The organism is Bacteroides reticulotermitis JCM 10512, assembly GCF_000517545.1.
GTDB lineage: Bacteria > Bacteroidota > Bacteroidia > Bacteroidales > Bacteroidaceae > Bacteroides > Bacteroides reticulotermitis.
On the sequence record NZ_BAIV01000023.1, the window covers coordinates 31,446 to 50,720 of the forward strand.

At 44.3% G+C, this 19,275-nt stretch carries 14 protein-coding genes and 2 pseudogenes; 10 read left to right on the plus strand and 6 right to left on the minus strand.

Going from position 1 to position 19,275, the window contains the following annotated elements:
* Positions 1-35: 35 nt before the first annotated feature.
* Positions 36-2,644, plus strand: a pseudogene (locus JCM10512_RS13820) (DUF4962 domain-containing protein).
* Between the two features lie 190 nt (positions 2,645-2,834).
* On the opposite strand, the gene JCM10512_RS13825 reads toward JCM10512_RS13820, so the two are convergent.
* Positions 2,835-3,575, minus strand: coding sequence for an NUDIX hydrolase (locus JCM10512_RS13825; protein WP_044163965.1), 741 nt, complete (start codon positions 3,573-3,575; stop codon positions 2,835-2,837).
* Positions 3,576-3,969: 394 nt separating this feature from the next.
* Here JCM10512_RS13825 and JCM10512_RS13830 point away from each other — a divergent pair, with 394 nt between their 5' ends.
* The 6 genes from JCM10512_RS13830 (at position 3,970) to nfo (ending at position 11,383) form a co-directional block, all read left to right on the plus strand.
* Positions 3,970-6,294, plus strand: coding sequence for a glycoside hydrolase family 3 protein (locus JCM10512_RS13830; protein WP_044163967.1), 2,325 nt, complete (start codon positions 3,970-3,972; stop codon positions 6,292-6,294).
* 25 nt (positions 6,295-6,319) lie between these two features.
* Positions 6,320-7,096, plus strand: a complete 777-nt coding sequence (locus JCM10512_RS13835) for a hypothetical protein (RefSeq protein WP_148298407.1) — start codon at positions 6,320-6,322, stop codon at positions 7,094-7,096.
* A gap of 26 nt (positions 7,097-7,122) precedes the next feature.
* Positions 7,123-8,679, plus strand: a complete 1,557-nt coding sequence (locus tag JCM10512_RS13840) for a TonB-dependent receptor (RefSeq protein ID WP_044163972.1) — start codon at positions 7,123-7,125, stop codon at positions 8,677-8,679.
* Positions 8,680-8,684: 5 nt separating this feature from the next.
* Complete coding sequence (locus JCM10512_RS13845) at positions 8,685-9,569, plus strand: endonuclease/exonuclease/phosphatase family protein (protein ID WP_044163973.1); 885 nt, start codon at positions 8,685-8,687, stop codon at positions 9,567-9,569.
* Between the two features lie 10 nt (positions 9,570-9,579).
* A complete protein-coding gene (locus JCM10512_RS13850) occupies positions 9,580-10,386 on the plus strand; it encodes a histidine phosphatase family protein (protein ID WP_044163975.1) in 807 nt (268 codons plus the stop codon).
* 163 nt (positions 10,387-10,549) lie between these two features.
* A complete protein-coding gene (gene nfo, locus JCM10512_RS13855; RefSeq protein ID WP_044163977.1) occupies positions 10,550-11,383 on the plus strand; it encodes a deoxyribonuclease IV in 834 nt (277 codons plus the stop codon).
* A 35-nt stretch (positions 11,384-11,418) separates the two neighbouring features.
* Here the strand turns inward: nfo and JCM10512_RS13860 are convergent, their stop codons facing one another.
* From JCM10512_RS13860 to JCM10512_RS13880, 5 genes are all read right to left on the minus strand, one after another.
* On the minus strand, positions 11,419-14,097 hold the full coding sequence (locus JCM10512_RS13860) for a TonB-dependent receptor (protein WP_081741322.1): 2,679 nt from the start codon (positions 14,095-14,097) through the stop codon (positions 11,419-11,421).
* Between the two features lie 77 nt (positions 14,098-14,174).
* Positions 14,175-14,759: a DUF4890 domain-containing protein gene (locus JCM10512_RS13865; RefSeq protein WP_044164069.1), complete on the minus strand. Its 585-nt coding sequence runs from the start codon at positions 14,757-14,759 to the stop codon at positions 14,175-14,177.
* A gap of 33 nt (positions 14,760-14,792) precedes the next feature.
* Complete coding sequence (locus JCM10512_RS13870) at positions 14,793-15,140, minus strand: hypothetical protein (protein ID WP_044163983.1); 348 nt, start codon at positions 15,138-15,140, stop codon at positions 14,793-14,795.
* A gap of 6 nt (positions 15,141-15,146) precedes the next feature.
* Positions 15,147-15,686 carry an RNA polymerase sigma factor gene (locus JCM10512_RS13875; RefSeq protein ID WP_044163985.1) on the minus strand — a complete coding sequence of 180 codons (540 nt, stop codon included), beginning with the start codon at positions 15,684-15,686 and terminating at the stop codon, positions 15,147-15,149.
* 1,016 nt (positions 15,687-16,702) lie between these two features.
* The gene (locus JCM10512_RS13880; protein WP_044163987.1) at positions 16,703-16,879 is read right to left on the minus strand and encodes a DUF4250 domain-containing protein; all 177 of its coding nucleotides are present in this window, start codon (positions 16,877-16,879) and stop codon (positions 16,703-16,705) included.
* A gap of 448 nt (positions 16,880-17,327) precedes the next feature.
* Between JCM10512_RS13880 and JCM10512_RS25240 the strand changes: the two genes are divergently transcribed.
* From JCM10512_RS25240 to JCM10512_RS13895, 3 genes and pseudogenes are all read left to right on the plus strand, one after another.
* Positions 17,328-17,753 carry a DUF8440 family protein gene (locus JCM10512_RS25240; RefSeq protein ID WP_500778528.1) on the plus strand — a complete coding sequence of 142 codons (426 nt, stop codon included), beginning with the start codon at positions 17,328-17,330 and terminating at the stop codon, positions 17,751-17,753.
* A 139-nt stretch (positions 17,754-17,892) separates the two neighbouring features.
* On the plus strand, positions 17,893-18,564 hold the full coding sequence (locus JCM10512_RS13890) for a DedA family protein (RefSeq protein WP_044163992.1): 672 nt from the start codon (positions 17,893-17,895) through the stop codon (positions 18,562-18,564).
* A 49-nt stretch (positions 18,565-18,613) separates the two neighbouring features.
* Positions 18,614-19,260, plus strand: a pseudogene (locus JCM10512_RS13895) (DUF47 domain-containing protein).
* Positions 19,261-19,275 lie beyond the last annotated feature (15 nt).

A 19,275-nucleotide genomic window follows, 5' to 3' on the forward strand; every position in this document is an offset into this window, starting at 1 on the left:
ACGGTAGGCCAAACACCCCCTTAAAACTTAAAAGCATGAAACACTTAATACTTCTTTTATCGTTTTTACTTCCTTATCAGGCGTACGCTCAAGAAAGTATCTTGCGTATAACTCACCCCACCCTGATGCATGAAGTTAGAAAAACTCCGTCTCCGCTCGACGGGCAGACTATTACCATGAACCCTCCCCGATTCATGTGGCCGGATAAATATCCGCATTTAGGCAGGTCCTTGATGGAATCGAAGAAGAAGATTTCAAGCCGGAAGTGACTTATCGCATCCGCATATCACGTGATCCGAAGTTCAAATCCAACGTGATTACCGCCGAACGTAAATGGGCTTTTTTCAATCCTCACCAGGTATTCGAAAAAGGCAAATGGTATTGGCAACATGCCTATGTAAATAAAAGCGGAAAGGAAGAGTGGTCGCCTGTCTATTACTTTTATATATATGAGACCACCCATGTGTTCAATCCGCCCGCGCTTGATGAACTCTTATCGAAACTTCCTCAGACTCATCCACGTATCTTGCTGGATGCCAAAGATTGGGAACAGATCATCCAGCGAAATAAGAACAATCCGGAAGCATGGGGTTATAGGGTCAGGGCTGATAAATGTCTCTCCCACCCTCTCAAGCATTTGCAAGAGGAGATTGATACGACCGAAGTTGTCAAACTTACAAACATCGTTCAATACCGGTCGGCGCTGATTCGCGAAAGCCGGAAGATTGTAGACCGGGAAGAAGCGAATATCGAAGCCATCGTACGGGCTTACCTACTGACTAAAGATACGAAGTATTATCGGGAAGGGATGAAACGGCTGACGGAGATCTTATCTTGGAAAGATAGCAAATATTTTGCCGGCGACTTCAATCTCTCCACCATTCTTTCCATGAGTACTTCCGCCTATGATGGTTTTTATCACCTGTTGAAGCCTGCCGAGAAAGAACTGTTGCTGAAATGTATTCGCGATAATGGAAGCAAATTCTTCCACGAGTATGTCAATCATCTCGAAAACCGGATAGCCGACAATCATGTTTGGCAAATGACCTTCCGCATCTTGAACATGGCGGCATTTGCTACATACGGCGAAATACCGGAGGCTGCCACATGGGTTGACTATTGCTACAACGAATGGGTATCTCGTTTACCGGGACTTAACGCAGATGGCGGATGGCACAACGGAGATTCCTATTTTCATGTACATATTCGTACCTTAATTGAAGTGCCTGCCTTCTATTCTCGCGTCAGTGGTTTCGATTTCTTTGCCGACCCTTGGTATAACAAGAACGCGCTTTATGTGATTTACCATCAGCCTCCTTTCTCTAAATCGGCAGGACATGGCAACTCGCATGAAACGAAGAAGAAGCCAAACGGTACTCGAGTAGGCTATGCGGATGCGTTGGCGCGTGAGTGCAATAATCCGTGGGCAGCCGCTTACGTACGTACCATTCAGGAACGCGAGCCCAACATCATGCAAACAACTTTCTTGGGAAAATCCGGTGATCTGACTTGGTATCGCTGTACGACTAACAAACCGTTCCCAACCGAACAACGTTCGCTGGCTGAACTACCTTCTACCAAAGTCTTCAACGAAACCGGCGTTGCTACCATGCATACCGCTCTAGGCAACATCGAAAAGAACGCCATGCTCTCTTTCCGTTCCAGCCCATACGGATCGACGTCCCATGCACTTGCCAACCAGAACTCATTCAACACCTTCTATGGAGGTAAGGAAATTTTCTATAGCAGTGGGCATCGCACCGGCTTTACCGATGATCATTGCATGTACGCATACAGAAACACCCGTGCGCACAACTCGATCTTAGTAAACGGTATGACGCAAAAGATTGGCACGGAAGGCTACGGTTGGATTCCGCGTCGGTATGAAGGTGAAAACATTTCGTACATGGTGGGCGATGCGTCCAATGCATACGGAAAGGTTACCTCTACTATCTGGTTGAAACGGGGAAAATACTCCGGCACGGAATACACGCCTGAAAAAGGTTGGGCCAAGAACAAAGTCGACTTCTTCCGCCGACATATCATCCAACTGGGAAGTACGGGACTGTATGTCATTTATGATGAACTGAAAGGAAAAAAACCGGTAAAATGGAGCTACCTTCTCCATACGGTAGAACTACCGATGGAAGTGAAAGAAAGCATGCAAGAAGTAACTGTAACCGGTAGAAACAAAGCCGGAGGAACTTCTGTGGCTCATCTCTATTGTTCTGCCCAAACTGAGCAGGCAGTAGTCGATACCTTCTTTTGCGAGCCTACCAATTGGAAGAATGTAACTAATGCACAGGGTAAAGCGGTGAAGTACCCCAATCACTGGCATTTTTCCTCCACAACAACTCCTTGTAAGACAGCTCGTTTCTTAACGATTATGGATACACACGGGAAAAACCGTTCCGATATGCAGGTAGTCCGCCAAGGAGACCGTTTTACAGTCGGTGACTGGACCATTTCCTGTAACCTATCGGATAAAGGAGAGTCCGCAATCCATGTGACTGATAAAACCGGAAAAGCATCGGTAAGCTATGATGCCGGAAAACAGGAAGGTAGAACGCAAGTTACGGACTTTGTGAAAGGAAAACAAGTTGAAAAGACGTTGGCAGACTACCTACCGGACTTTGAGATATAACTCAGAATCACCTAGTAAAGTGAATAAACGATAAACAGCCAGGGCTTCATTAATTGATTAATGAGGTCCTGGCTGTTCTCTCTCATAGAAGTTGTTTTGTGGTAAGTAAGTAGCGTAGGTTGCAAGTTGATCAAGCCTTATTGAATAATGTTCAACCTAGCCATATAGCAAGTGAGGGAAAAAATAGAGTCTAGACTATAAAATAGACTCCTTCTTTTGTCTTCTCAGCATCGAAAGAATATAGAATCGGTGGATTGTACGTACTATTACTTTGAATCTCCTCCAATTGAATAATGTAACCGGTAGCCAAAACCTTACGCTGAAAGTTACGTCTGTCGATTTCTTTATCCAGAAATATCTCATAGATTCTGCGTAAGTCACTCATCTTAAATTTTTCAGGAAGCAATTCGCAGCCAATCGGAACAATGGGCAATGTCTCCCGAATCGTATTAAGTGCTGTCTTTATAATATTATTATGGTCGGAGTAGAGAGGAGGAAGGTCGTTTACATCAAACCATTTCATCACTTCCGACTCTTTTTTAATACACTGAACATCCTCGTATTTAACAAGAGCATAATAGCCCATACTGATGAAACGTTGCATAAACCACTCAGCTTCCTGCAAACCATCAGCCATTTTGTTGCCATATTCCAGATTTTGCTCCATCACCGTTCGGCTCGGTTCCGCAAACAGATGAAACTGTTTCAGGTAAATTCCGGTCAACCCCGTACGTGTTTGCAAAATACGAAAGGCCGCCTCATCTGCACTTTCCGACTTCCGCATAAATCCACCCGGCAGTTGCCAATAGTTACTCACATCAAATTTGTTAAGCAATACACGTATCTTCTTCTTATAATAACATAAGATTACGCAATCAATAGAAAAACCCGGATGCAGTTCCCCTACATCACCTAACATATACTTATCCATATCCTCTTTACTTATTTTAAAAACCCATACGATATCGTATGATTCATTAATCGGGAACAAAAATAATAAAAGAAACGATACTAGCCTACAAAACTGCGTTATTAGTACGCACTTTATGTTATATAGCATATATGCGTACTTTTAACGCAGAAATACTTTTTAATCTGAAAACAAGCCGTATATTTGCGTCAAGTTAACGCAGAAACAAGAAGGCATAAGAATTTAAGCTTCGTAGGATGAATACTAAAAACTTAAAACAAATATCGATATTATATTGGAGGCATACGCGAAAAGTTGATGCCGTAAGCGCACGGTTTGTTGTCGACAGACTACAAATTAATCTCTCACTCAAATAAATTAAACGATTACTCTACGCTAAGACATTCTATCAATTATGAAAAAGGAATTAATATTATCATTCACGTTACTTGCGGCAAGCAGCAGCTATGCTCAGGTTCAAACTAACTATCAGACAATTCAGAATCCCGATGGAGCAACACTCGGTTACTCACCCGCATCAGGTGTAAAAATACTAACTGTAGACGGACTAAAATTCAAAGATCTGAATAAAAACGGCAAACTGGATAAATACGAAGATTGGCGCCTCCCGATAGAGGAACGAGCGAAAGACTTAGCCGAAAAAATGTCGGTGGAACAAATTGCAGGGTTAATGCTATACAGCATTCACCAATCAATCCCATCCGCGGAGACCGGATTTACCGCCGGAACGTACAACGGCAAACCATTTTCAGCAAGTGGAGCCAACCCATGGGAATTGACGGATGCACAAAAAGCCTTTTTAAAAGATGACAATCTGCGCCATATCTTAATCACTTCGGTACAAAGTCCGGAAGTGGCAGCAGCTTGGAATAATGAAATGCAAGCATTCGTAGAAGGTATTGGCTTAGGCATACCGGGAAACAACAGCTCCGACCCTCGACATACCGGACAAGATACGGGAACAAAAGCTGAGTTCAATGCCGGCGCAGGCGGTAAGATTTCAATTTGGCCGGATGGCTTGGGATTAGCAGCTACATTCGATCCGACTATTGTTCAACAATTCGGAAAGATTGCCGCACAGGAATATCGTGCGTTGGGAATCTCTACCGCACTTTCACCGCAAATTGATTTAGGAACAGAACCTCGTTGGTACCGTATATCCATGACATTTGGCGAAAGCCCTCAACTGACTACCGACATGGGACGTGCCTATATCGATGGTTTCCAAACCTCCTATGGACAAGACGAGATTAAGGATGGTTGGGGCTACAAAAGTGTCAACGCCATGGTGAAGCACTGGCCGGGCGGCGGTGCTGAAGAAGGTGGACGCGATGGACACTGGGCATTCGGTAAGTTTGCCGTATTCCCCGGTAATAACCTAGAGTCGCATATCAAGCCTTTCACCGAAGGAGCATTTAAACTATCCGGCAAGACCGGTATGGCTTCGGCCGTCATGCCTTATTATACGATTACGTACAATCAGGCTAAAGACGGAACGAATCTGGCTAATGGATTCAGCAAATACATTATCACCGATTTACTCAGGGAGAAATACGGCTATGACGGAGTGGTATGTACCGACTGGTTGATTACCGGAAACGAAGGAGTTACTCCCGATGATTTTAAAGGAAAGCCATGGGGCGTAGAAGATAAAACCGAAGCGGAAAGACACTACATTGCATTAATGGCAGGCGTAGACCAATTCGGAGGTAACAATGTGATGGAGCCGATTATCGAAGCCTATCAAATGGGAATCAAGACACATGGTAAGAAGTTCATGAGAAACCGTTTTGAACAATCCGCCGTACGTCTTTTGAAGAATATCTTCCGATTGGGATTATTTGAGAATCCGTATTTAGATCCTCAAGAGAGTGCCAACGTGGTAGGCAACCCTGATTTTATGCAAGCAGGATACAATGCGCAATTAAAATCAATCGTTCTACTCAAAAATAAAGAGCAGATTCTTCCGATTCGGGAGAAGAAAACAGTCTATATCCCGAAAAACTATTATCCGGCTGTAAAGGATTGGTGGGGACTTTGGTCTGAGCCATCGTTAGAATATCCGGTTGACATGGAATTGGTGAAGCGATATTATAATGTAACCGAGAATCCTCAGGAAGCAGACTTCTCAATCGTATTCGTATCGAGTCCGTACAGCAACAATGACGGAGGTGGCTATGATATAAGCGATCGCCAAAGCGGAGGAAACGGCTATGTACCCATCTCATTGCAATACAATACGTATACAGCAGTAGACGCTCGCGAAAATAGTATCGCTGCGGGAGATCCGGTAATCGATCCGACTATAACCAATCGCTCCTACAAAGGAAAGAGCGTGAATGTATCCAATGCGGCAGATTTAAGCACGATTCTAACAACCCGGTCACAAATGGGTAGCAAACCCGTCATCGTAGTAGTAAACCTTGCCCGTCCCATGGTATTTCACGAATTCGAAAGTAAAGCAGACGGTATTATTGCCCGTTTCGGTATTAGCGAGCAAGCCGTATTGGATGTTGTTTCCGGCAAGTTCGAACCCTCCGGACTGCTTCCGCTACAAATGCCGGCTAATATGTCGACCGTAGAAAAACAGTTGGAAGATGTCCCGTTTGATATGGAATGCCACCAAGACAGCGAAGGAAATAGCTATGACTTCGGTTTTGGCTTGAATTGGAAAGGTGTAATAAAAGACACCCGCACTCAGAAATACACAAAGAATTAATCCTTATTATAATCTAATTAAAACCATGAAAAGAAAGTATTATTCACGGGCATTGCTAGTAGCGGCCCTCGCAGCAAGCACGAGTTCTTGGCACCTTAACGCCCAAACTACTCACCGAAAAGCGGCATCCGACTCAGTGAAAGTGGCTAATCCGAAAGCAGGAGAAACAGCCAATGTTATGTTGAACGCTTCCTCTGACAGCGGTCCTCGTGTAGTTAACATCGGCCTGCCCGCTAGTGTGGGAGGTACAGTGATTCTGGAAAACGGCCTACCCGTAACCTATGACTATATGGGGCAGATGCCTACTTTACTTTGGCGTCAGGACAATGGCATAGCCAAGTTCGGCGTACTGAATATCACCGAAACAGCTCTATTGGCCAGCGACGTAGGCGTTTCTGTCAGCACCTGGACAAACAGAGGGACAGATAAGACGAAAGGTACCGTAAGTTTTACCACCAATTCTTTTGGTTTACTACGCGGAGATGTCGGTATCAGCGGTCCGCTGAAGAACAATTGGTTTTATTCGGCAAGTGCTTTTATTAATATGGATCCGGGCACGTTCCGATCGAACATCTCAACTTTCTTGGATAAGACTCAGATATATAAAGGAGTTATCAACAAGAAGTATAACCGGGGACAGATTGGTGTCCAATACAAATATGCGTATAGCGAAGGGATTTCTACGAAGCAAAGTCCGTACATCTATCACCAAGACGGAACAGTGGACAAAGTAGACGGATTCAAAATCGGACGCGACTCGTATCTAGAGCAGTCGGGAATGATTCACACGATTGATCGCTAACGGGTAAAAACGTTTCGTGGGATGCCATGCAAGACGCTGCCAGCATCTCGCACGTAATCGACTTGATGGGTGATCACCGCTTTAAAAACAATATGAAGTTGGATTATACACTCCGTTATCATTATGCAAACTCAGGTATGTACAACCCATATCTTTCGAACATCAGTACGGCTTCTAAGGTAGGAGACAATCCGAAGACAGGCGACAAACGTTATTATTACGCCGACAATCCCGACGCTCCTTACACCGGGCTTGTACAAAACGGTATGATGATTTTCGCTCCTCAATCGGTAAAGAACACGTTGATGGCTCGCATCGAGTTAAGCAAAAAGACGAAGAAGCATCATTGGATGGTGGGATTCCACAATTGGTATTACAATGCTGATAAAGCCAATATGGCAACCTACAGCTACCAGTTTGAAGTAGCTCCGAATCCGAAAGCACTGATTTATGAACAATACGGAGAAACACTGGATGCAAATGGAAATGGCACGGGAAACTACGAATGGAAAAAGATTACAGACGCCAATGGCAACCGTAACCACAATAAATCCGTGCAATACTACAATGGAATCGATAACAAGATGGCCCTAGTGGGAACAGAGAAATGGACAATAACGGACAAACTTTCGTTGGACTTAGGCGCACGCCTTGAGTGGCAGCGGATCGACGGTGATTGGTACTCGGAAGCGGACAGACAGGCCGGAGCTACAAACTGGGTATCGGGCAATACTACATCCGTTAAGAAAGACTGGTTTAACGTTACCGGTACAGCCAGTGCGATGTATAAAGCATTCCCTAACTTGGGAACCGAAACCCGTCCTATCAACCTCGGCTTCCTGGCAGACTTGATGTACATACAGCAGGCAGGCAAACTGAGCATGTATGCAGGTGCCGATGATCCGGGCATTGAGAAATGTGAAATCCCCGGCTTCTCGTTCGGAGTCTATTTCAATCATCCGATGATAAATGTTGTGTCTAAAGTAACCAAGATCAAACGTACGAACTTCAAGAACAACTCTACATTCAATAAGAAAGAGGCCGACGGTTCCACAACAACCGAGAAACAAACGATTAGCTATGACGTCAACACACTTGGTTGGACCACCGATGTTTTATTCAAGCCGTTCAAAGGATTTGAATTACATGCCCTGCTAACGCTCCAGAATCCAAAATATGAGAACTACGAGTTCGAGGTATTCGGACAACAATACAGCAACAGCGGTAACGTAGCACGCAGCGTCTCGAAAACCCTGATCGAAATCGATCCCAGCTACTCTTGGGGAAAGTTCAAGATATGGGCCAGTGCACGTTACTTCAGCAAAGAATACGCGAACTACCCCAACACATTGACATTTGCCGGACGTTGGGAAACATTTGCGGGCTTGAATTACAGATATGATAAGAACATCGATTTCTCAATCAGTGCCGTCAACCTACTGAATCAGAGCGGAGCGCAAGGTTCTATTTCCGGAACCAATACAACCACTGCTCAAGAAGCCGTAGCATTATACGATCAACCGTTAGTGGGAACCTACATTCGTCCGTTTACCATTGAATTTAAAACCAGAATCCGATTCTGATAACTATGAAAAAGATCATCAGCCAACTATTCAGTCTAATAGTCGTTTGCGCCCTAGCCATGGGTGCAAACGCACAGGAACGAACATTGAAGCTCATCAGCTACAATGTGTATTGGGGCATGAAACAAGATACAACTGCCCATAAAACTCAGTTTGCTCAATGGTTCAAGGAACAAAACCCCGACATTGTAGCCCTACAGGAAGTGAACGGATTTACCCAGCAACAGATTCAGGAGTTTGCCGAAAGCTACGGTCACCCCTATGCCATCATAGTCAGAGAACCTGCCGCCGATGGAGCAATCAGTTTTCCGGTAGCCCTCACATCCAAATATCCCATTGTGAATGTCCGTCGGGTAGTAGACAATATGATACACGGCCTAATCGTTGCCGAAATAGAAGGCCATCATTTCATGGTTACCCACTTCCATCCATTCTCGGCTGTAAAGAGAGGACACGAAATCGACTTGGTTCTAGCCACAGCATCCTCCGGTTCCCCGCAGGAGAAATGGTTGCTGATGGGAGATCTGAATTCCGTCTCTCCGCTGGATAAGAGTGAATACGACAACGGACTGGTACTAAACCATATCCGCCAAGACATGAAAAAGAAGCCGCACAATCAGAATCTGATAAACAATGAACTAGACTACAATGTCCAGCAAAAGGTACTTGACGCTGGTTTCATAGATGCTTTTAAAAAGTTTCATCCGGCATTCGAAGCCTCAGCACCGACAAAGCTGTTTTATGACCAGTCGAAGTTTCCCTTGCGGTATGATTATCTGTATGTCAATTCAGCCATGCAAAATGACTTGGTGAAATGTGATATCATTAAAGATGCCTTTACCGATATATATTCGGATCATTATCCGGTTGTACTATTATTCAAGAAATAAATTAGATATTATGAGAAAAATTACATTCTTAGTGCTCGCCGCTTTAGTCGGTTTCATGCCTGGCGCATCCGCGCAAAAGAAGAAATCCGTTGCTGCCAACGGAGAAGTCGTGATCTACTTTGCCCGCCACGGGAAGACGATATTAAACACCATGGACCGGGTACAAGGTTGGGCTGATACGCCTCTCACCCCCGCCGGAGTGGAAGTTGCCGAATACCTCGGAGAAGGTTTGCAGAGTGAAAATATACAATTCAAAGCAGCCTATTCCAGCGACTTGGGACGCGCACGCCAAACGGCTCGCATTGTACTTGACAACAAAGGACAAGCAAACCTGCCAATCACAGAAGTTGCCCAGTTGCGCGAAACCAACTTTGGCAGTTATGAAGGCGATCTGAATGGCAAGATGTGGGGAGATGCCGCCCTCTACCTACACTACAAATCGGCTCAGGAACTATTTGCCGATATGGAACAGAAACCGGAATTACTGAAGAGTGCGATAGCCAGTTTCAAAGCCCTTGAAACCTTGGGAATAGGAGAAGACTACGATCAGGTGAAAGCCAGAGGACAAAAAGCCATCCGGGAGATAGCTGCTAAAGAAGCCGCCAACGGAGGAGGAAACATCTTAATTGTGGGACACGGCATGTCTATAGGCGTATTCCTTTCGGACATCGACAGCAACGGAAAAAAGCCTAGTGCCAACCATATGGGGAATGCCGCCGTATGCAAAGTGATATATAAAGATGGTAAATTCTCACTCGAGTCATTTGGTGATATGAGTTATGTAGAAAAAGGAAAGAGCACTCGAACAAATAAATAACTGTTCGTGAGCTTTATGTAGAATGTTTGTAAACTTCACTATTCTAGCTGCCCCGTAAGGTCTGACTTCGGGGCAGCTGTTTCGTCTAAATCGAATAGAGTTTTAGCTCAAATAGTATAAAAATAGTATATTTGCCATGCAAACCATTTAAAAAAGATCCAAAATGAAATATATAGGAGCTCATGTTTCTGCTTCCGGTGGCGTAGAGTTCGCCCCGGTCAATGCACACGGAATAGGTGCGAACGCTTTTGCACTTTTCACCAAGAACCAACGCCAATGGGTGAGCAAACCACTGACGGACGAAAGCATTCGCCTCTTTAAAGAGAATTGCCGTCAATACGGCTTCCAACCGGAATTTATACTTCCACACGACAGTTATTTAATCAATCTGGGGCACCCCGAGGAGGAAGCTTTGGAAAAAAGCCGGGCGGCTTTCGTTGACGAGATGCAACGCTGCGAAGAACTGGGACTGAAGCTGCTTAACTTTCATCCGGGTAGCCACCTCAACAAAATATCGGTAGAGAACTGTCTCGATCGCATTGCCGAGAGTATAAACCTAGCTTTGGAAAAAACGACGGGCGTAACAGCAGTTATTGAGAATACCGCCGGACAAGGTAGCAACCTCGGAAACGAGTTTTGGCAATTGAAGTACATCATCGAACGGGTGAACGACCAAAGCCGCATTGGTGTATGTCTGGACACTTGTCACACATTTACTTCGGGCTACGACTTCCTGACGGACTACGCCCGGGTGTTTGACGAGTTCGAGCAGGTAGTAGGTTTCCAATACCTAAAGGGTATGCACCTGAACGACTCTAAGAAAGAACTTGGTAGCCGTGTAGACCGACATGACAGCATTGGCAAGGGGTTGATCGGAAGCGAGTTCTTCGAGAAATTGATGAAAGATCCCCGATTCAATGAAATGCCACTCATCCTCGAAACGCCTGACGACACACAATGGGCAAAGGAAATCGCTTGGTTGAGAAGCGTTGAATAGCCTCTCACAACGGGGATTGAAAAAAGACGTATGATTTATTTGCCGATCAAATTCAGTCGCAGAATAGCATGAACCATGAAGTAAGAGCCCAAAGCGTTATAATCCGTATCCCGAATAGCGGTTGCGGTAATGCTTCGCATCTGTGAGGTATCTTGTCTCAATAAATCGTAGATTTTGAAACGAAGCAGCAGTTGTTTGCGTTTCAGGAACGCTTTCGACAGCTGACAATTCCACATAAAGTTTTCTCTGGAATAGCCCTGGTAGCCATACCCTTCACGAAGGGAATAGCTTAGGTCAGTGTATAGTTCCATCCGCCAGGGCAAGTAGAGTTGCAGTTCCGTGCCTGCCTGATAGTCGTATGTCTCGGTACGAAACTCCCGCACATTGTTATAAGAGTTATTATAGAGTATACCGGCCAGTCCGCTGACTTCGATCTGACGGGTACGATACGTCATCCGCAGGCGTTCGCGTGCAGTAAGATGGCGTACGCTACTCTTCACGGGTTCTTCCTTGTTCAGGGTAGTGTAACCGTTCTGATTGCGCAACTGAAAGGACGAGTTGGTACGGAAAACCCAACTGCGATTTCTGAAAGGGGTATTCAGCGTAAATGAACCGGAAGCACGCCAATTACCGTTGAGGTTGACCGGCATAGTAGTGCGCGCACCTGTCTCGCTGTCGTAGGTCACTTGGTTGGTGATGCTGTTCAATGTGTTTTCCGCCAACAGGGTGGCAACGATGTTGCGCTGATGTTTGGCATTGTAGGAGTTGAAGTTCAGCGTAAATGTATTGGTGTACGAAGGTTTCAGCGAGGAGTTACCCACACGTATATTCAACGGATTGGTACGGTCTGTCACCGGTTGTAGATCGCGAATATTGGGTTGCCTACCCCTACCCCGGTATACAATCTGCAAACGGGTTCGCTTGGAAAACTTATATCGGAAGTTAACCGTAGGCGAAACGTTCAGTACCGACCGCCGAAGTGGTTCTTCATACCGATTGTCGAGCAATGAATGGCTGACTGACTTTTGCGGTTCAAGATCGACACCGATATTGTAATTGTATTTTTTACGTGAGGTGCGCACAGCAATATTCAGCAAGTTATTGGTGTATTGGTTCTCAAACCGGTTGCTGGCATCTTCTTCGTAATCGGGTTCAAAGTCTCCCAACTCTTCATCCCAGTTGTAGACCAGATGGTCGGAGTTATTCACTCGATACTGATAGCTATAACGGAACTGGAGGAAGTGGAGCCATGGCAACGGTTCGACGTACACCAGCTGCAACCGGTAATTATAACCATCTACCTCATCATCTATCTGCTGATTAAGCGTTCGGACGGTATTATTCTTAAAATATTGGGTGGTAGAAAGACTTGTGCGGTCGGTCGACGAGTTATTAACGCCATAATCTACTTTCAAAGCGATGTTCCTGCCTCGCTGACTGAGCTTGCGGCTGAGTTGCAACATCAGGGTCAGGTTATTGCGAGAGTTGTCAGTAGCCCCCGAAGATGTCTTTTCATTGAGCAGAACTTCATTCCCCCACCCTTGCTGAAAACCTTCATTCTTCCGGTCGTTGGCCGAAAAGCGATATTGGGGACGGAAGATGAGAGTTGTAAGGGTATCTATCTTCCACTCTACCGAGAGGTTGGCCACCAGATCGTGATTCTTTGTCCGGTTGGTGTTGCTACTCCGGTTGATCGACTTATCTTCCCGCAAGAAGTTATCGACCAGGGTGTTACTTTCTTCCCGCCGATCTGTGCCGGCGTATTGTACATTGGAACGGAGTTTGACGCGCTGCCAGTCGTAAGCGGTGTTAAAGCCGAGGGAACGAGAGGTAGTCAGTCCGTTTCGGCTGCGGGTGTTGCCGCTAGACCCGGCGGATTCTCCCTGCAACTCTGAAAAGCCCTGGTTGTTGGTGTTGTTCAGGTTGGCAATGACGGTCATCTGAGAATTGTCGCGGAAACGGTTCAGGGTATTGGCGAGTTCATATCGTTCTTTGTTGCCTGCACCGCCCATAAAATTCTCCATCCAGCCTTGTTTCATCTTTTTCTTGACGGACAGGTCGAGAATCATCTCTTCTTCTCCATCATCAATTCCGGTGAGGCGTGCCAGATCGGATTGCCGCTCATATGCTTTCAGTTTCTCGACCATCTCTACGGGAAGATTTTTGAGTGCGGCTTGTGGATCGTCGGAAAAGAACTCCTTACCGTCAACGAGTATCTTTTTTACTTCTTTGCCGTGAATCAGCAGTTTACCGTCGGAATCGATTTCTCCTCCGGGTAATTGTTTCACCAGGTCTTCGAGCATCGAGCCATCGGGTACGCGATAGGCGGAAGCATTGAATACAGTGGTATCTCCTTCGGTCACTACCATCGGGGCTTGACCTATGACGAGGGCTTCACTGAGAAGGTAGCTTTCGGGGAGCAAGGAGATAACCGGCAGGGTAAGCGAGGTTTTGTTTGTGGTGACGGCGATCGGGCGGTAACATGGCTTATAACCCAGATAGGAGACGTGAAGAAGTACAGTGTCGGCTTCGGAAGCGAAAGACAACCGGAATCGTCCTTCATCGTCGGTCGCACCGCCGGTAAGCAGCAGGCTATCGGGTAAAAAAAGCAGCCGGACCGTAGCGTACGGTACCGGCTGACTGGTTTCAGCGTCAACCACTCGCCCGGCAATAGTATTCTTGCCGGACTGTGCGCAAACAGCCAAACTTATCATCAGTAGTAGGATACAATTAACAATAAAACGATACTGAAGAGGTGTGGTATGCCTGCTTGTGCTCAATTTGTGTTGACTTAGTGAAATAAAGCTATTATAATAAACCTATTTACCTGTATGATGAGGCTGTGTTGTCTTTGTCTTTGACGGTCTCCCTGTCCGGGTTTTTGCCCTTTCTTTCTACGGTCGAATTCTTTTTTGAATTTATTCGCGTTACTTTTCTCCATCTGATAGATGCGCGTTACTTGTTTCTGAGAAAGTACCTTGCTGAATTCAGTGTAGTATTTCTCGCGGATGTCTAATAGTTTACGGCTCTGCGCAAACTGGTCTTTGATCTGCTTGGCTATTTCAGCATCGGTCAATGCGGGTTTCGGTGCCATTTTAGTAGCTTGACCAGCATCTTTCTGTCCTCTGGGCGTACGGTTCATCATGCGGCATTCGCGCAGCTCTTTGAGGTAATTGCCATAGACAGGCGTGAACTTGGCGGCTGTGGCATCGTCTAGCATCAGGGCCTTGACCATGCGATCTGTCTGCATCTGGGTCATTTGCTCGGGAGTGGGACGTTGTTTCTTTTCCTGAGTTTCTTTATTCTGTGCCGAGAGGGTTATCGAGCCTCCCAGTAGCAGGGCGGCCATCATGAAATGCATAAATTTAGTTTTCATAATCATCTTGTTTTAATGATTTAATTCAATTGTTTAATTTAAAAATAGATCGTTTTCAGAGAAGTTGACGAGCTCTTCCAACTCCTCATCTGACAATTCGTTTATCCATTTATCTACCGGATCGGCCGTTTCATGGTTCTTCTCTATCGCTAAGCGGTCGGAAACGGGCTGTTCGCTTTGCCGCAAGAAGGGGATAAAGAAGAACCCGGCCAATATGGCGGCGGTCATTACGGAGGAGATGACGAGTCGCAAACGGAATCTCCGCTGCCGCTTGATGCCGGCTCGCTCCATCACCTGCTGCTGTACGTCCTCGAAGAAGCCTTCAGGGGTACGGTAGGGTGTATGTTTTCCTATATCGTCAAAATCAAAATCCTTTTTCATAATGCTCTACCTATTTAATATATATTCTTTTATCTTTTCTTTCGCATAGTGAAAATTCACTTTCAGGGTCTCGGGCTTGGCGTCGAGCACACGGGCTATCTCTTCGTAATCGAGTTCATCGTAATAACGCAGGTTGAAGACCAACCTCTGCTTCTCGGGCAGACTCAAAATGGCTTCCTGAAACTTCACCGCCAATTCGTTTTCGTAGTCGATATAATCGGATGCTCTGAGTTTACTCATCAACTCTTCCTGCACATCTTCGGACGAGATTACGCCTTCGCCCTTACGATTGTTCAGCCAACGCAAACTTTCATTGGTGGCTATCCGGTATATCCAGGTACTCAAAGAACTCTCGCTTCGAAAATGATCCATATGCCGATAGACTCGGATAAAGACTTCTTGAAGAACGTCCTGCGCATCTTCGTGTAGTACAACCAACCGCCGGATATAGTTGTATATCGGCTTCTGAAAGGTGTCCATCAGCATTTTAAAGCCGCGTTCACGATTGGAGGCACAAGTATTGCGAATTAGTTCTTCGTTTACCATGGATTTTTTCTAAGCTTTACTAGTTAGAACGAAGAATGGTAGGGAAGTTAAATGGAGGTGGGCGCTTTTGGGCTTTATTAACAATAAAAGGAATTTAAGGCTTACCGATGAAATCATGTGGACTATATATAATTCTTTGTTTATTTACCCTAGAAAGAGCAGAAGCTGTCCACGATTTCTCTTAAGTGCAAGCTAGAGGATGCTTACATCGATAGCTAATTAACCTAGAAAACGCATTATTCAAGCGAGTAAGTAAAATGTAAACGACTATATGACTAAATCACTTTTTGCCATATACTACTGATTACCAAACAGATACAATGCGCATACTTTTCTGAGACTGATTTATAGCCATAGATAACACCAGTTCCAAAGGCTATATACTTTGCCAAAATCGACCGACAGGGTGCAATAAATCAACTGAAAAAAGGTTTTTTTTCTCATTAATTTAGCTGTTCCACATTATGTGGAACAGGTGAGTCACAGTTGTGGAACAGCTGTCCCATACTATGTGAGTCACCTGTCGCACATTATGTGAGTCAGCTAATAAAAGGGAACAAATTGAAGAAACGACTACATAAATGTACGAATTAGAACATACGATACAGCTAATAAAAAGCTTGTTTAGTAAATTGAAGACTCTCTTTTTTTGAGAAAGCAAACTACGCTAAACGCTCATTAAAATAAAGTGACCTGAAAAAGAAGACGCAATATAAGTAATTGGTATACTGAAAGATATGCAAAAAAGTGACTTACACATCAAACCAATGTAAAACATCACACAAAATGCTTATATCAGGTTTCGGGGATGAAATTAGGAATATTGGCCGTCTACACGGATACTGCATAGCGTGCAAAAAGAGTAGAAGCTTAAGTAGTGCTCAGGAAAATCGGGGGGGCATCGGACACCATACTTTTGCAGGTGATCCGAATTTATTAGTCTTCAGGAAAATAAAAAAACCTCCTTAGCTTATTGGAGGGCCAGGGAGGTGCTTGCATAAAACCGAAAATTCGCTTTACCAGAATTTGTTGTACTCGGCACTGTATTCAAAGCCTACGGACTTGAGTTGGCTGATTAGGTTTTCCTTATCTACTTGCATATCGTCGCACAACTCATCCAGCGAAGCGTAGCAATCGCGAAGTTTCATATTGATGACGCTGAATAACATCATTGGGTCTTTGGGTAATTCCATCTTAATTGTTCTTTAAAAATCCGACGCAAAATTACAGTTTTTTCTTTCTGTATCAGCAAAATACTTATTTATTATTTGTAAATTGCCAAGGTAATAGAATGGTATATGAGTTAGTCCGGACGGATAATCGATCATCGACATTCCGCAATCTGATTGTACGCTCTACACCTTACTCGGGGTCTTCTAGCAAAATGCTGTCTATTGCGAGTTCGAGGGTGCACTATTTAAAGATGTAATCCTGTAAAACAGGTCATTTTATGGTTTTTTATTAAATATATGTTAGTTATCGGTTTGACATGAGTAGCAGAAAAAGCCCTAATATAGTTGCATTTCCAACCATATTAGGGCATTCGGGAAGTTTTTAGCAAGGTTATTGAATGTAATTGTTAATAATCCTTTCATCTGCATATTTCTTATAAAAATTGTTTCTACATTTGTGGTCGTTATGATGAAGTACATATTCTTTATATCATTAGGTCTATTTCTAATGTTGGGGGTTAGTTCGGTTCCCAATAAAGATCTGCAAGGGGTCCGAAGTACAATCGGTACTATAGCCACTGAATCGCTTAGTCATGCCTCTAAGATTAGCATTCAAGAGGTCTGCAAAAAGGATTATCAGCTAAAAGAGGACAGTCACTACGGGAGATATAGTTACGAAACCGGTGATGGAGTTTTGGCAAACTCACTCTTATCCCGAAGTTACTTCACCCCAAAAACTCTAAAAATCACCCCCTCCTCCGCAGTAATCCAGATACTAAGCGCTTTCAAGACGCAACTTCCAGAAGAAAAATGGACTGCATTCTCCTACGAAATTAATCCTCTCAAATATTCATACAGATACTACATTTATACACTGGGACGCATGCTTATTTAATCATTTTAGAATTCAGAATGGAAAAGAGCCTTTCTTCTTCTATTCGATACGATGTATAATGACTATACAAATAAATACAGGAAATTAGTTTAAGCATTGAGATAGAGAAATTCTTTAGTACATAAACAATCAACATACAATGGATTTTTTATTGGATTTTATTCTTCACATTGATCAGCATATGATTAATATCGTGCAAAGTTACCACGCATGGACATATGCAATCTTATTCCTAATTATATTTTGTGAAACCGGCCTGGTTGTGACTCCTTTCTTACCGGGCGACTCGTTGCTTTTTGTCGCCGGAGCAATAGCTGCTCTACCCGGTATGCCAATTGAGATACATTTCCTTTCTCTGATTTTATTTATTGCCGCCGTATTGGGCGATTCGTGCAATTATATGATCGGGCACTTCTTCGGCCGCAAACTATTCAATAACCCTCACTCGAAGATTTTCAAACAGAGCCATTTGGACAAGACCCACGACTTCTATAAGAAGTATGGCGGCAAGACAATCATTCTTGCTCGGTTTGTACCGATTGTCCGCACCTTTGCACCCTTCGTGGCCGGCATGGGGAAAATGCACTATTACTATTTTATGATGTACAATGTAGTGGGAGGCGCTGCCTGGGTGGCAATCTTCACATATGCCGGCTATTTCTTCGGTGATCTGCCGTTTGTACAGGAAAATCTGAAGCTACTTATCGTAGCCATCATATTTATATCAATCTTACCCGCTGTGGTAGAGGTTGTGCGAGCTAAAATGAAATCGCGCAAAGAAAACTCGGGCATACAGTCTGATAAGAACTAAGAGAGCATCAACAAACAAACATATCAAATTAACTAATGTATTTACATTTATGAAAAATTCTTTTTTTAGTCGGTTTACTCCCAAGGAACCTAAATTTTTCCCTTTGCTGAAACAATTGTCAGATGTATTGTCTGATTCAGCAGCCGTTCTGGTAGAGAGTTTGCAGCATGATCTGCCCGCTGAGAGAGCAGATACTACAAACGAATCAAGGACTTGGAACGTAAAGGTGATAAATTGACACACTTAATTCTGGATGAACTAAGTACGACATTCATCACTCCGTTCGATCGTGAAGATATCAGCTCTTTAGCTTCATGTATGGATGACGTTATTGACGGAATTAATAGCTGTGCGAAGAGAATTACGATCTACAATCCGCGCCCTATCTCCGAGAGTGGAAAAGAACTGAGCCGCTTAATTCAGGAAGAAGCCGCTTACATCTCTAAGGCAATGGACGAACTCGAAACTTTCCGAAAGAATCCGGCTCCACTACGCCAATACTGCTCGAAGTTGCACGATATCGAAAACCAGGCTGACGATGTTTACGAATTCTTTATCACCAGACTTTTTGAAGAGGAAAAAGATTGTATCGAACTGATCAAGATCAAAGAAATTATGCATGAGTTGGAAAAAACGACTGACGCTGCAGAACATGTGGGCAAGTTATTGAAAAACCTGATCATCAAATACGCATAAAACCGCAGCAGGAAA

Excerpts from the sequence above, each read along its gene's own strand:
- JCM10512_RS13825 (WP_044163965.1), bottom strand. The coding sequence starts at position 3,575 with ATGGATAAGTATATGTTAGGTGATGTAGGGGAACTGCATCCGGGTTTT.
- JCM10512_RS13830 (WP_044163967.1), top strand. The coding sequence starts at position 3,970 with ATGAAAAAGGAATTAATATTATCATTCACGTTACTTGCGGCAAGCAGC.
- JCM10512_RS13835 (WP_148298407.1), top strand. The coding sequence starts at position 6,320 with ATGAAAAGAAAGTATTATTCACGGGCATTGCTAGTAGCGGCCCTCGCA.
- JCM10512_RS13840 (WP_044163972.1), top strand. The coding sequence starts at position 7,123 with ATGCAAGACGCTGCCAGCATCTCGCACGTAATCGACTTGATGGGTGAT.
- JCM10512_RS13845 (WP_044163973.1), top strand. The coding sequence starts at position 8,685 with ATGAAAAAGATCATCAGCCAACTATTCAGTCTAATAGTCGTTTGCGCC.
- JCM10512_RS13850 (WP_044163975.1), top strand. The coding sequence starts at position 9,580 with ATGAGAAAAATTACATTCTTAGTGCTCGCCGCTTTAGTCGGTTTCATG.
- nfo (WP_044163977.1), top strand. The coding sequence starts at position 10,550 with ATGAAATATATAGGAGCTCATGTTTCTGCTTCCGGTGGCGTAGAGTTC.
- JCM10512_RS13860 (WP_081741322.1), bottom strand. The coding sequence starts at position 14,097 with ATGATAAGTTTGGCTGTTTGCGCACAGTCCGGCAAGAATACTATTGCC.
- JCM10512_RS13865 (WP_044164069.1), bottom strand. The coding sequence starts at position 14,759 with ATGAAAACTAAATTTATGCATTTCATGATGGCCGCCCTGCTACTGGGA.
- JCM10512_RS13870 (WP_044163983.1), bottom strand. The coding sequence starts at position 15,140 with ATGAAAAAGGATTTTGATTTTGACGATATAGGAAAACATACACCCTAC.
- JCM10512_RS13875 (WP_044163985.1), bottom strand. The coding sequence starts at position 15,686 with ATGGTAAACGAAGAACTAATTCGCAATACTTGTGCCTCCAATCGTGAA.
- JCM10512_RS13880 (WP_044163987.1), bottom strand. The coding sequence starts at position 16,879 with ATGGAATTACCCAAAGACCCAATGATGTTATTCAGCGTCATCAATATG.
- JCM10512_RS25240 (WP_500778528.1), top strand. The coding sequence starts at position 17,328 with ATGAAGTACATATTCTTTATATCATTAGGTCTATTTCTAATGTTGGGG.
- JCM10512_RS13890 (WP_044163992.1), top strand. The coding sequence starts at position 17,893 with ATGGATTTTTTATTGGATTTTATTCTTCACATTGATCAGCATATGATT.